We start from the raw sequence: 13404 nt of genomic DNA, 5'->3' as shown, positions 1-13404 counted from the left end.
AAAACAAGTGAAGCAGCCATTTTTTGTGACGGTCTCAAGGACCAAAAATGAGTACGGCTTGTCTTCACTACCACTATAAAGTAATAGAGGCATAGGAGCACCCCGTCGGGTAACTTCTATGCCTCTAAGCTTAGTATTTTTTTGTGGGGATACGGTACTTATCTTTGTTGGTTTTGACTGTTTTGGTTAGGTGAGTTGGACTTAGCTTTTTTCGGTCTTACGATTTGATTTTGATTTATCTATCTTGTTGATTTTTATTTTTTGTTTTCATCGGTTGGTATTTTGTATTTGCTTTTTTCTTGCTCTTTCTTCGCTCCTTCGTCGCTGGAAAGTCGCTATTGCTCTATTATTGTTGTTTTGATATTTTTAATTTAAAATTTAATTTTATGACTTTTCGTTCCTTTTCTGTTGCTGGTTTTGGTACTTTTGTTTTCACTCTTTTTTGAAAATTTGTTTGACTTTGAATTTTTTTGGTGTTAACTTTATTCACATCAACTAATCAAATTTTAATTTTATTAGACGTTGAAGAGAAGAGTAGGATTTTTTAGTAGTTTTAAGCGACCGTTAGATAGTGAAAGGACGGAACGAACGAAGATCTGAACATGAGCTTGGAGTCTTTCCTGAGGTGCAAGCCGATGGAACGCAAGGATGCGATATTATCCCGGACATGTTTGTGTCGTTGAGGTGCTTTATGTGAGTGAAGCACGAATTAGGGTGGTATCACGGGAAATCGTCCCTACAATTTTGGAGTATTTTTTACTTCTTGTTGTAGGGGCGATTATTTTTTTACTCTAAGTAAGCGCCTCTGGCGCCTACTTAGAGTTAACTGGTGACATCGAAGATGTAAGGAGTTTCCGATTAAAAAAACGAGATACTTCCTGAAACTTCAAAGTTAGCAGGACTCGTCGCTTTGCGACTCGGGCGCCCTTCATATTTAATGCATTTCTAATTTTTGATTTGATTTAGTTTGTTTCATTTTTTCTGCATTTATTTTTGGGGAAGGTGATTGTTTGAAGGCTTTGATGTTTTTGGATGATTCTTAGTTTTGTTTTATTTTTGATTTTTATTTTGCCAGCGCTTTGAGCGCGAAAGGGGAATTTTTATGAAGAGGTTACGTTTTGTTTTTGCTACTTTTGTTGCTCTGTTTGCTATTTTTGTTTTGGCTGGCTGTGGCAGTGGTTCGAATTCTGAGGATTCGGTTACTGTTGGTTCTCAAGGGTCTGATTTGGAGATCTGGGAACATATTGCTAAGAGTCAGCAAGCTAAGGACGCTGGTTTGAAGATTAAGGTTAAAGAGATTACTGATGGGACGCAATTGAATAAGGCTACTACTGAGGGGCAAGTTGATGTTAATGCTTTTCAGTCTTGGGCCTACTACCAAGCTTACAATCGCGAAAATCCTAATGGAAAGTTAGCTGCGATCGGGACTACTTATTTGGAACCTCTGGGGATCTACTCGAAGAAATTTAAAAAAGTTAGTCAGATCAAGGATGGTTCTACCGTCGCTATTGCTAATAATCCTGCCAATACTTCTCGGGGGTTGGAATTGCTTCAGGCTGCTGGTTTGATCAAGTTGAAGAAAGACTTTGGCGCATTGGGGAACGCTAAAGATATTACCAGCAATCCGAAGAATCTGAAATTTAAAGAAATAGATGATACTACCGGACCAAGAGTTTTGAATGATGTTGACGTCGTGTTGATCTCAAACACCGTTGCACTAGATGGTGGCTTGCACGTCTTAACTGATTCGATCTATCATGAAAAACTCGATCAAGATACCAAAAATAATGTAAATATATTGGCTGTTGCTTCTAAAGACAAAAACAACAAGACTTATAAAAAATTAGTCAAGTTGTATCATGACAAGAAGATCCAACAATATATTAAGAAAAAATATTACGGAACGAAAATTGAAGTTGATAAACCATTATCATATTTCAAAAAGTAGTCTAAGATAGATACTGTATAAAATTAGGAGGAGATTTACATTATGGCAAAAGTTGAAAGTTTTACATTGGACCACACAAAGGTTAAAGCACCATACGTTCGTTTGATCACAGTTGAACATGGTGACAAAGGAGACGCTATCTCAAATTATGATTTGCGTTTAGTACAACCTAACGAAAATGCTATCCCAACTGCAGGATTGCATACAATCGAACATTTGTTGGCAGGTCTATTGAGAGATCGTCTATCAGGTGTTATTGACTGCTCACCATTTGGTTGTCGTACAGGTTTCCACTTGATCACATGGGGTGAACACTCAACTGAAGAAGTTGCTAAAGCATTGAAAGGTTCATTAGACGAAATTGCAAATAAAATCGAATGGAAGGACGTTCAAGGAACAGATATTTATAGCTGTGGTAACTACCGCGACCACTCACTATTTTCTGCTAAAGAATGGTCAAAGAAGATTCTCGAAGAAGGAATCAGCAGCGACCCATTTGAACGTCATGTAATCTAATTCTTGTCAAAGGGATGGTTAAATGACATTTTCAGAATTGAATGACAAAATAGTTTTTGTGACAGGGGCTCATCAAGGAATCGGTCAGGCAGTCGCCCAAACTTTTTACGAAGAAGGGTCGATCGTCATCGAAGCTGACTTAGCTTTTCAAAACCACGAACTAAGCCAAGCAAAACCAGGCCTTTTTCAAATCAATCTGAACGTAGCCGACGAAGAAAGCGTCCAAAACGTAACAGACCAACTAAAAAAAGCCGACTTGATCCCCAACGTCTTAGCACACGTAGCCGGAATATCCACCATGGACTACTTGGTAAACAGCAAGACCAGCGATTTTGACAAAACCATAGCCGTCAACACCAAAGGCACCTATCTAGTAGCCAAATACATCGCCAACTTAATGTTGACCAAAAACCGACCAGCCAAAATAATCTTCATGGCCTCCCAGGCCGGAAAAAACGGCTATCGAGCCATGGCAGCCTATTCCGCATCAAAGCACGCAGTATTAGGAATCACCAAGACACTAGCAATTGAATTAGCAAGCAAACAAATCAACGTCAATGCAGTATGTCCCGGAATCATCGAAACTGCCATGAAACATCGTGAAAGAAATGACGGAGCAAAAATCAGAGGACTTCAACCTGATGACATCGAAAGGGAAGACAACAGCCAAGTACCACTAGGCCGAACAGGAAAACCACAAGACGTCGCAAATGTCGTACTATTCCTAGCCAGTCGCCTATCAGACTACATGACAGGCCAAGCCATCAACGTAACAGGCGGCATGACCATGAATTAATAAATTACAAAAGAAAAAACAAAAGACAGCACCCATTATTATCGAAGAAAAATTGATAATAAAAGGGATGCTGTCTTTTTTCGTGATGTAAAAGAATCAAAAAAGCAATAAATAAATAAAAAATAAAAAAATTAATAAAATAGCGAGGCGAGAGTGCGGGAACCAAGCACGCGAGCAAGGAGGAAAGGACGGATATGAAATTGGAACAATCACAAAAATATCTAACTCAAAAAAGAGGTCTTGAACTAAATCTTACAAGAAAAGGTAGAAACTGAGATAGACCGCAAAAACTAGGACGCGCAAAAAATGCCAACTTGTACAAAATAAATCGGTCCCCATCAAAAAAAGGGGGATTGTTGCACTATCCTGGGCCCCGGAGTCGGCAGTGAACCCCCAACCAAACTACAACCACAACCCCAACCACCAAAAATCACAAACATCCAACCAAACAAAACGCTTCTCGTCTGCCAAAAACTCTCTCACCTCCAGAACAAAAAACTATCGCTCCAATCAAAAAAAATAAAAAAAATCCCCATCAAAAAAAATTATCAAAAATAATTGCGTAATCTCTATACAGAGGTGATGAATAATGTACGCAGCGTTAAACGAAAAAAATCAATTAATCAACGCAATAGAATGCAAAGAAAAAGGACAGTTCAAATGTCCAGAATGCAAAAGACCGGTAATACTAATAAAAACAGCAGTAACACCGTTCTTCAAACACCAACCAGAAACAACCAACGAAACCAACGAACGCCCGATCCACAAACAAGGCAAAAAACAGCTAATAGAAGCACTAAAAAAATCAACGCCAGAATCATGCGTCATCGAAGAAGAAGTCTATCTAAAAGAAATCGATCAACGGCCAGATATTATGGTAGATAAAAAGACCGTCATCGAATACCAATGTGCCAAAATCGACCTACCAACCTTGAGCAAACGGGCCGACAAATATCGTCAACTAGGATTAGAAGATCTCTGGATCTTAGGTGGGGACTACTTATCAAAGAAGCTAACTAAACAACATTTAAAATTTTTAGCATACAATGACAACTGGCGCTTTTTCATCGTCATGTTCGATCCTAAATCCCAGAGGCTTTCTTTGTTTTACGAAGTCCGTTTCATCGGGCCGTTCAATCGGGTGACTTGCCACAAGAAAACTTTTAAATTGAAGAACTTCAAGCACTTTTTGGATTTTCAGCCTGAACGGGATGAAGTTAAAGAAGTAAAGATCAGTGAGCACCAGATCGAGCGTATCCGCAAGATCCAAGATCCAAAGATTAATCACTTTAAAACTAGTTATTATATGCGCCATCATGAGCGGGTGGAAGATTTTTTAGAAGGGAAAAAATTTGAAATGTTGAAGCCAATATATCAAACTTATCACTGGATGATAAAATGTGGTTCGACGCCACGACGGATCAGACAGCCGTTGTTGAATCGCCCGCGGAATGTGGAACAAGATAAGAAGTCTGAAAAATAGGCCAAAAAAAAGAAGCTAGTTAATGAACTATCTTCTAAAATTATCGATATTAATTATTCTACTTTGCCGATCAGTTTGAACACCGGTATTATTAGGTTGTGGCATCGTTTTTTCTAACATAGCAGTTAGATTTTCGTTGATGATGTCTTCGGAAGTTTGACTGCCGAATTTATTGATCATTACACCGGGCTTTGTCGGATCGTCATCATCGAAGACGATAACCGTCGGAGCCTTTTCTATTTGCATTTGACAAGTTAATTCTTGATCTTTGCGGACAGCTTTTCTGACGGCTTCGCTATTCTTTTCGGTAATGATAGCTTTAAAATCAAGTCCACTTTTTTCAACGGCGATTTTGATAGTATCTTCATTGAATGGTTTTCCCAGAACGTTAACTTCGTTCTGAATGTTCATTAAGAAACTGCGAGCTTTTTTGTTACCTTGACAGGCGGCAGCTTTGTATAATAGTGCCGCTTCAAAAATATTTTCTGTAACTTCATTTCTTTTTTCTAGATCAGCTGGTTTATAACCTTTCATTAACATATAATCAGTGATGGTTGCCATATTGAAAGTTGTTACGAAGTGATATTGAGTGTCGATATTATTTTTTCGAGTGAAATCGATGATTGACCGTTCCACTTTTAAGCAGTATGAACATAGGGGATTAATATATAAAAAAACTTCCCACATTGCTATTCCCTCCATCTCTTTAGCAAAATCATTCTAACAGCTATCATAAAAAAGGTAAAATAAACTGCTTTATACTCACAATTATAATTTTAGATGAATATTAATGCCCAGTAGGATATATTTAAATAGTAAAGAGGGATCGTAATGTCAGAAATCAAATGGGATGAATTTTTAATTCCGTATACGCAAGCTGTTGATGAATTGAAATTGAAATTTCGAAATACTCGTAAAGAGTATCTTGAAAAGAATATCCACTCGCCGATCGAATTTGTGACTGGTCGAGTGAAAACAATCGACAGTATTAAAGAAAAAATGAAACGTCGTTACATTTCAGAAGATCTATTGGAACAAGATATGCAAGATATCGCTGGTATCCGGATCCAATGCCAATTCGTAGAAGATATTTACGACGTAGCCAAACTATTACATCAAAGAGAAGACATGCGCGTTATTGAGGAACGCGACTATATTGCTAACAGTAAATCGAGTGGATACCGCTCATACCACGTAGTTATTGAGTATCCAGTCCAATTAGCTGAAGGTCAAAAGAATATCTTAGCTGAAATTCAAATCAGAACTTTAGCAATGAATTTTTGGTCTACGATCGAACATTCGTTAAACTATAAGTATAAGGGCGATTTTCCCGAAGAGATCAATGAACGACTCAAGCGTGCTGCTGAGGCCTCATTTTTACTCGATGAAGAAATGTCCAAGATCCGTGAAGAGATCCAAGATGCACAGCAATACTTCACAGACAACAAACGAAATATCAATAATTCTACGAGGTCGCCGAAGAAATGAAATTTTGGGTAAACAATAATGGAAAAGAAGAATCGGTCCAAGCCGCCGATAAGATCCGCCGTGAACTGATCGCTCACGACTTTGTACTCGATCAAAAAGCCCCGTCGTTAGTCATCAGTGTTGGTGGCGACGGTACTTTGTTGAGCACTTTTCACGCCTACATCGACCATTTGGACACGGTGAAATTTGTCGCCCTCCACACAGGTCATTTAGGCTTTTACTCTGATTGGACGGATGATGAGATCGATGAATTAGTAGCTCGAATCATTGAACAAGGGGACGATATACCCGCAACGAGTTATCCCTTGATCGATGTTGAGATCGATGCCAAAGATGGCTCGGTTATTAAAGGAACTGCCATCAACGAAGTCATCGTAAGACGTTTGTCAGCTTTGACTTTAAAGACACAAGTCGATATCGACAACGAATACTTTGAAAGTTTTCGTGGCGATGGACTGTGCTTTGCGACGCCAACGGGATCGACAGCTTATTCCAAATCGATCGGTGGCGCTTTGATCCATCCCAAGGTCAACGTTTTTCAAATGGTCGAGATCGCCTCGATCAACAACCGAGTTTACCGGACCATTTCATCACCGATCGTGATCCCAGCTGATCAGATCGTTCACCTTTATCCACAAGATGCCGAAGACTATGTGGTCAACTTTGACGGAAAAGTCGTGAAGTTGAAGGATACCGAATGTATCAAGGCTCAACTAAGTCCTCAAAGAGCACAGTTTGCCCAATATCGTCATCGTCATTTCTGGACTAGGGTCGAAACGGCTTTCTTAGGTAAAAATGACTGAGCCACGTTTTTTGAAATTCATCATCCAGGCAAATGATAAGAAGATCATTCGTAAGTTTTTAACGCAAAAGAAATTTTCTTCCAGTCAGCTGCACAATTTAAAAAACAAAGGTGGCATGATCTTCGTCAATCACAAGCAGCGTCATTTCAATTTTGAAATGAAAACTGGTGATCAAATATTGATCGTGATGAGTGAAGAAATTCCATCAGATTTGATCAAACCGATGCCAGGGAAACTTGATGTGATCTTTGAAGATGAGTACATGCTAGTGATCAACAAGCCACCAGGCATCGCCAGTCTTCCGGCAAAAGCACGCACATCGAAGACGATGGCTAACGTCGTCAAAGCGTATTTGCAGGAGAAGCATGGAAATGGCACGATCCATTTGGTAACGCGACTCGACCGCGATACCTCAGGACTAATGGTTTTTGCCAAGAATTCTTATGCCCATTCACTCTTAGATCAGATCTTACATTCGGATCATTTTGAAAAATATTATTTAGCTATTTTATACGGTCAATTAAGCCCGTTGTCTGGCAAGGTTGACTTACCAATCGGTATCGACAAAGAAGCTTTTTACTTGCGTGACATCGATTTTGAAAAAGGTAAACAGTCGCAAACTCTGTATTGGACGGAAAAAGTTTTCCCCAATGCTAGTTTGGTCAGGCTAAAATTACTGACGGGACGAACTCATCAGATCCGAGTTCATATGAAAGCGGTCGGACATCCGATCATTGGGGATTATATGTACACGCGAAAAGACGAGCCGATGATCGACCGCCAAGCACTGCACTGTGCTGAATTAAACATTTTGCATCCAGTTACGAAGAAGTTATTAAAATTATCAGCGCCGTTACCAGCTGATATGACAGAACTCTGTCAAAAATTAAGGGGGTGAGTCAAGTGGACGAAAGCACAAAGAAACAAAACGATAAATTTACAGAACTAAAAAGCTTTTTAGACAGCGACGACCGGATCAGATTTAGAAAATCTTATTTGGACATGCATTTTTATGACCAAAGCACTTTTTACTTGTCACTCGAAAAAGACGAGCGGATCAAGATGTACTCGATCTTAAATCCCGATGAAATGGGGGACATGTTCGATACGATCGAAGATGATCTGCCATTGATCCCAGAATTGTTGGACGAAATGGACGTCAAATATGCCTCACAAATGTTGAACTGCATGTACGACGATAACGCTGCCGACTTGTTGGAACATATGGATAAATCCCACGTGGACTTATTCTTAAGCGAAATGCCCAAAAGCGATGCCAACAATTTGAGAGGCTTGCTCCACTACGATACTGAAACAGCCGGTGGTATCATGACGACCGACTTCGTTCAGTTCAATCAAGAGTTCACAGCAGGCGAAGCCATCAAAGGCTTGAGGACCTTGGCTGAAACTGCCGAAACCATTTACTACTTATACATTTTGGACGACAACGAAGACTTAGTTGGTGTCATGTCTTTGCGTGACTTGATCATGCAAAAGTCCAAGACCGTTTTAAAAACAGTCATGAACACCGACTTGATCACTGTTAACGTCGACGATGAACAAGCCGACGTAGCTCAAGTCTTCAGAGATTATGAATTCTTAGCCGTCCCAGTAGTTGATCACGCCAACAAACTAGTCGGGATCATCACAGTTGATGATGTTATCGAAGTTATCGATGACGAAGCCCAACAAGACTATTCTGGTTTGGCCGGTGTTGACGTTGATGAATCCATCAGCGACAACCCCTTCAAAGCAGCCACAAAACGTTTACCATGGCTGATCACCTTATTGTTACTAAGTATGATCACAGCAACATTGATCAGCAAATACGAAGCACTACTAGCTCAAGCTAGCATCCTAGCAGTCTTCATCTCAACCATCACCGGTACCGCCGGAAATGCCGGAACACAAAGTTTAGCCGTGGCCGTCAGAAGACTAGCCACAGACGAAATCGACCGCTCCGACTTTTTCAAGTTACTAGGCAAAGAACTAGTAACAGGACTAGTGACCGGAGTAGTAACAGGAGTCTCGATCTTCGTACTAGTAGGCTTCTGGAAACACAACTTCGTCCTAGGCTTAGTAATAGGCCTAGCAATGTGTGCCGCCATCACAGTAGCCAACATAGCCGGAAGCTTCATCCCAATGCTAATGTCCAGAATAGGCTTCGACCCAGCAGTAGCCAGTGGCCCATTCATTTCAACCCTCAGCGATTTGACCAGTGTCTTGATTTACTTCAGCATTGCAGGGATGTTTTTGCAGTATTTTGTTGGAGTGTGAAAATATAAATAATTCACAGTTAATTTATATAACTAATAATGTGTCAAAAATGATGTATTTTTTTGAAAAAGAGACCCTCTATCTACCACGATGGAGGGTCTCTTTTCGCATAATATCAAGGATTTTCAAAGTTATAAATAAATATTTCATAATCACATAATTATATAAATTTAGTTAATAGTCAATTTATGATCTATAATTTGTTAAACTATTTCCATAGTATATTAATGATAAGGGGAAGAGATAATGAATAAGCAATTATTGTTAAAATTGACACTTATTTATTTTGTAGCCCTTTTGATTATTATTTTAATCCTGTTCAAGATTGATGTTGGTAGCAAAGACGTATCTCAAGCAGCATTGCAAAAAAATGACCCCATTATAGTTCAAAAAGATTTTCAATCGAATGGCCAAATCAGTAACTATTCTTTAATAGACGATATTTTGGGTCCTGAATCACGATATATACCTGGGGCTTTAAGGAATGCTCCTGAAGGTCTTGATATAGCTAGTTTATTTGAATTTGGAATATTTGGTGATTCGTTGAAAGAAATTAAAAACACGGTAGAGATTGTTCCAAGTGAGACAGGTCACTCACCAGAGTCGAGTATTTTAAAAGTTACAGACGGACCTGATCAATTAGGAGCAATTTGGAGTAAGGTGTCTGCTGGAAACTATATTGACGTTTCCAAAGATCAAACTCTTTCAATGTGGCTTCATTTTGGATATAACGGCGCATTAAACGGCAGCGGAGATGGAATGGCGTTTGTGTTACAAAATGACAATGATGGAATAAAAGCCATAGCTGCTGAGAATAAGCACTCTGATCATCCAAAATTTGGTGAAGGCGAATCTCTTGGGGTGTGGGGCACGGATTTCAAGTCTTCAGAAACTAATGCAGCTAATATCGCCGCAACAGCGATTCAGAATAGTTTTGCTATCGAATTTGATACATACGCTGATAAACAAGATAATGGTGACCATGTCTTAGAAACTAGGGGAGCATCTTTTGATTTGCCTATTTATAATGCAGCTCCGCAAAATAATTCATATCAACATATTGCTATGGGATATCCAAGTTCTAGTAACACGTATAATTTAAAACGAGATTACCGAGGCAATTACTTCACGATGAATCATATGCTACCGATAAAGAATCTATATATGACTGATGGACGTTGGCATCATGTCACAATTAACTGGCAGCACATTGATGACAAAACAGCGAGATTAACTTATCAGTTCAACGATAAAAAAATTGATGGAACACCTAACCGAAATCCAACGAATGAATTACCTATAGAGTCAGTCTACAATTACGTAATGTCATACGCTTATTTGACTGAATCAACCACTATTGATATTTCTAGATTTCATTTGCCCAAAGAGGGCCCGAATGCTAATAAATTAAGATGGGGTTTCACTGGGTCAACTGGAAATCATGAACAAATTAATTTGATTTCGTTTGAAACGGTCCCATCTGTTGTAAATGCTGAAATTTCCGCGTCTATTTATGATGAAACGAGAAAATTCGAAATTTCTGATAAGTTACAAAACCAAGCAAACAAAGTGTTCGTTGGAGATGATTTAACTTTTCAATATCATTTGGAATATATGAGTGGTCAAGAGAATTGGGTCAATATTTTTTCAAAAGCTGATATGCCTGCAGGCGTTAAATTCGTTTCAGCGGATATTACCTATGCGGATGGGACCACAGAAGAAGTGACTGATCCTCAAATCACTAATAATGTATTAACTTGTAAAATTACGAGGCCTTTGAATAATTTGATGAAAAGCGCAACCTTGAACATTCATGCCCAAGCAGGAAGTGAGGTTATGACAGTTAAATCAGCTCATGCCAGATTCAAGAGTCAATTCGATATTACCGATGTTCAAGTTCCGTCGTTTGAAATTGTGAGCGATGAATTAAATTTACGAACGGATCCTTTTGGAACCATTAATTTTGCAAATAAGTCTGTGATGAAATCCCCATTTGAAATAAATTGCTATGTTTGGAAAAAGGATCTTTATCAAACGAATGCCTCAAATGTGAAATTGCTTTATAAAATAAAAAATTCTGAATCTACTGAAGTAACTGAATCTATTGCTGATTTACAAAAATTATCTAGAACAACTCCAAATATTCTTGAAATTCCCAAAGATAAATTTAAATTTGGCATGAATCAAATAGAAATATACGCAAAAGACTACACGAATGGGAATAAGACAGCTACACACGTTATTATTGTCAATGTCGGTGGTGATTTGTTATTTGAAAACAATACTCCACATGTATTCTTTCGAACACAATTTGCTGACTTTCCAGGGAAAATTATTCCTCGAATGGGAAAGTGGGATTTCCAAGTTAGTGATGCTCGAAGTAAAAGTAACGGATGGAGATTAGCAGTATCGGCAATGCCAGATCCAAAAGAAAAAACACATTTCAACGGCAAGGTTATTTATAAAAAATCCGGTGGGAAGGAATTGTCATTGGACTCAATGCAAGTAATTGATAGCGATAAAAAGGATGACGATTCAATAAAGGAAACAAATATCGTGAAACCTTGGAAAAGTGATGATGGAATTCTTTTAAAATCAAAAGGTCAAAATAATCCTGGCAAATATTCATTTATTTTGAGTTGGTTCTTAATAGACGGAATCTAAAAAAAGCGAGCGCAACCTGCGTTCGCTTTTTGTATAAACAAAAATAACTAAATCAACTTTTTAAAGAAGTCGAGTACCATGAAGTGCCGAAACACCAAGCTCTTGAGCAACAGCATCAGCGTTCTCAGCAGTAATACCACCGCCAGGCAAAATCTGGCTCCGGCCAGCAGCGTAATCAATATATTTCTTGATCTGAGGCAAAGTATCCTTAATAGGCAGATCCAAAGAACCACCATGAGTCAAAATCCGGTCAACATCATGGTCGATCAACCAATCCATAGCCTCAAAACGACTGTCTTCAGCAATATCATCAAAAGCCATATGGAAAACCACCTGCATCCCAGAAGAAGCCCCAATCAACAGCTCCAAAGCATCCTCATCCAACTCGCCATCAGCAGTCAAAGCACCAAAAGCAACAGCATCAATACCAAGCTTCTGAGCCTGAAAAACATCAGCCTCCATCATCTTCAATTCCAAATCATTATAAACAAAATTCCCACCACGAGGCCGAATCATCTCAACCAAGGGAACACCTTTCTCCTCAAGATACTTAGCAGACTCCTGCAAAACACCCAAACTAGGCGAAGTACCGCCAACAGCCAAATTATCGTTCAACTCAATACGATCAGCACCGGCCAAAACAGCATGGGGCACATCAGTAAAATTCTCAACAGCAATTTCCTTATACATAAAAAAACCTCAATTCACAAATAATTATCGTAATGATTATGGCAGTTTCCCAAAAGAAAAGAAAGTACAACCAATCAGAAAATAAGAATACCCAGAAAACAAGAAGAAACGAACAAGGAAAACAGGCGACGCAAGAGAAACAAAAAAGTAAAAGAACTAGGCGCAAGTGCGAAGAATGAGCGCTGAGCAAGAATAAATAAAATCAGCGAAGAAAACAAAAACAGAAAATCAAAGATACAGCTAAAATCAATAATGAGCGGAGCGCAAGTCCCGCGAAAGAAGCAAAAAATAAAAGCAAACGAATAAATAAATCTAGATCAACAGTCATAAATATCAATCAGGGTTTTGAACTTACCAGTAAAGGTAGAAACTGAGATAGACCGAAAAAACTAGGACGATCCAAAAGTGCCAACTTGCAGAAAATAAATCAGTCCCCACCCAAAAACAATGGGATTGTTGCACTATCTAGACGGAGGGGCCCGGGGATACAGCCCTCAGCCGCCAAATTTCACTTGGCAATTCATTGCCTAGTGAAAGGTTCGTATTGGAGATGTCCGGGCGAGCTTCCCGGATAGCTTCAATCGATGCCGTGCTACAATTGTTTTAACCGGAAGAATGATAAACAAGAACGAGTCCGGGAGACGATAACAATGAGTAAGAAAAATAAGAAGACCCCTTTCGAAATTAAGAGAAAGGCAGTGGAACGTGTATTCAATGGAGAGAGTCGGAGAAGTGTCGG

The 13404-nt window shown here is 39.0% G+C and carries 12 protein-coding genes; 9 read left to right on the top strand and 3 right to left on the bottom strand.

Features of this window, described 5'->3' with window-relative positions; translation table 11 throughout:
- Positions 1-346: 346 nt before the first annotated feature.
- Positions 347-490, bottom strand: a complete 144-nt coding sequence (locus tag EKM69_RS12400; protein WP_164505937.1) for a hypothetical protein — start codon at positions 488-490, stop codon at positions 347-349.
- A gap of 612 nt (positions 491-1102) precedes the next feature.
- Between EKM69_RS12400 and EKM69_RS11430 the strand changes: the two genes are divergently transcribed.
- From EKM69_RS11430 to EKM69_RS11415, 4 genes are all read left to right on the top strand, one after another.
- The gene (locus EKM69_RS11430) at positions 1103-1948 is read left to right on the top strand and encodes a MetQ/NlpA family ABC transporter substrate-binding protein (RefSeq protein WP_125711202.1); all 846 of its coding nucleotides are present in this window, start codon (positions 1103-1105) and stop codon (positions 1946-1948) included.
- A 42-nt stretch (positions 1949-1990) separates the two neighbouring features.
- Entirely contained in the window at positions 1991-2464 is a 474-nt protein-coding gene (locus EKM69_RS11425; RefSeq protein WP_125711200.1) for an S-ribosylhomocysteine lyase, read from the top strand.
- A gap of 22 nt (positions 2465-2486) precedes the next feature.
- Positions 2487-3260 (top strand): SDR family oxidoreductase, encoded by a 774-nt coding sequence (locus tag EKM69_RS11420; RefSeq protein ID WP_125711198.1) that lies wholly within the window; start codon positions 2487-2489, stop codon positions 3258-3260.
- A 589-nt stretch (positions 3261-3849) separates the two neighbouring features.
- Entirely contained in the window at positions 3850-4743 is an 894-nt protein-coding gene (locus EKM69_RS11415; RefSeq protein WP_125711196.1) for a competence protein CoiA, read from the top strand.
- A gap of 27 nt (positions 4744-4770) precedes the next feature.
- Here the strand turns inward: EKM69_RS11415 and EKM69_RS11410 are convergent, their stop codons facing one another.
- Complete coding sequence (locus tag EKM69_RS11410) at positions 4771-5430, bottom strand: DsbA family protein (RefSeq protein WP_125711194.1); 660 nt, start codon at positions 5428-5430, stop codon at positions 4771-4773.
- A gap of 144 nt (positions 5431-5574) precedes the next feature.
- Between EKM69_RS11410 and EKM69_RS11405 the strand changes: the two genes are divergently transcribed.
- From EKM69_RS11405 to EKM69_RS11385, 5 genes are all read left to right on the top strand, one after another.
- Positions 5575-6231 carry a GTP pyrophosphokinase gene (locus tag EKM69_RS11405; RefSeq protein ID WP_125711192.1) on the top strand — a complete coding sequence of 219 codons (657 nt, stop codon included), beginning with the start codon at positions 5575-5577 and terminating at the stop codon, positions 6229-6231.
- Positions 6228-7034 (top strand): NAD kinase, encoded by an 807-nt coding sequence (locus EKM69_RS11400; RefSeq protein ID WP_125711190.1) that lies wholly within the window; start codon positions 6228-6230, stop codon positions 7032-7034. The genes EKM69_RS11405 and EKM69_RS11400 overlap by 4 nt, the downstream gene beginning before the upstream one ends.
- Positions 7027-7932 carry an RluA family pseudouridine synthase gene (locus EKM69_RS11395; protein ID WP_125711188.1) on the top strand — a complete coding sequence of 302 codons (906 nt, stop codon included), beginning with the start codon at positions 7027-7029 and terminating at the stop codon, positions 7930-7932. Before EKM69_RS11400 ends, EKM69_RS11395 begins: the two co-directional genes overlap by 8 nt.
- A 5-nt stretch (positions 7933-7937) precedes the next feature.
- Positions 7938-9311: a magnesium transporter gene (gene mgtE, locus EKM69_RS11390; RefSeq protein WP_125711186.1), complete on the top strand. Its 1374-nt coding sequence runs from the start codon at positions 7938-7940 to the stop codon at positions 9309-9311.
- Between the two features lie 246 nt (positions 9312-9557).
- Positions 9558-11975, top strand: coding sequence for a lectin-like domain-containing protein (locus EKM69_RS11385; protein ID WP_125711184.1), 2418 nt, complete (start codon positions 9558-9560; stop codon positions 11973-11975).
- A gap of 60 nt (positions 11976-12035) precedes the next feature.
- Here EKM69_RS11385 and EKM69_RS11380 read toward each other — a convergent pair whose 3' ends face one another.
- Positions 12036-12665: a copper homeostasis protein CutC gene (locus tag EKM69_RS11380; protein ID WP_125711182.1), complete on the bottom strand. Its 630-nt coding sequence runs from the start codon at positions 12663-12665 to the stop codon at positions 12036-12038.
- Positions 12666-13404: the final 739 nt, after the last annotated feature.

This window comes from Companilactobacillus zhongbaensis, assembly GCF_003946515.1.
In the GTDB taxonomy this organism is placed as follows: domain Bacteria; phylum Bacillota; class Bacilli; order Lactobacillales; family Lactobacillaceae; genus Companilactobacillus; species Companilactobacillus zhongbaensis.
This window is presented reverse-complemented; position numbering and strand designations above follow the sequence as displayed.

Excerpts from the sequence above, each read along its gene's own strand:
- EKM69_RS11430 (WP_125711202.1), top strand. The coding sequence starts at position 1,103 with ATGAAGAGGTTACGTTTTGTTTTTGCTACTTTTGTTGCTCTGTTTGCT.
- EKM69_RS11425 (WP_125711200.1), top strand. The coding sequence starts at position 1,991 with ATGGCAAAAGTTGAAAGTTTTACATTGGACCACACAAAGGTTAAAGCA.
- EKM69_RS11420 (WP_125711198.1), top strand. The coding sequence starts at position 2,487 with ATGACATTTTCAGAATTGAATGACAAAATAGTTTTTGTGACAGGGGCT.
- EKM69_RS11415 (WP_125711196.1), top strand. The coding sequence starts at position 3,850 with ATGTACGCAGCGTTAAACGAAAAAAATCAATTAATCAACGCAATAGAA.
- EKM69_RS11410 (WP_125711194.1), bottom strand. The coding sequence starts at position 5,430 with ATGTGGGAAGTTTTTTTATATATTAATCCCCTATGTTCATACTGCTTA.
- EKM69_RS11405 (WP_125711192.1), top strand. The coding sequence starts at position 5,575 with ATGTCAGAAATCAAATGGGATGAATTTTTAATTCCGTATACGCAAGCT.
- EKM69_RS11400 (WP_125711190.1), top strand. The coding sequence starts at position 6,228 with ATGAAATTTTGGGTAAACAATAATGGAAAAGAAGAATCGGTCCAAGCC.
- EKM69_RS11395 (WP_125711188.1), top strand. The coding sequence starts at position 7,027 with ATGACTGAGCCACGTTTTTTGAAATTCATCATCCAGGCAAATGATAAG.
- EKM69_RS11385 (WP_125711184.1), top strand. The coding sequence starts at position 9,558 with ATGAATAAGCAATTATTGTTAAAATTGACACTTATTTATTTTGTAGCC.
- EKM69_RS11380 (WP_125711182.1), bottom strand. The coding sequence starts at position 12,665 with ATGTATAAGGAAATTGCTGTTGAGAATTTTACTGATGTGCCCCATGCT.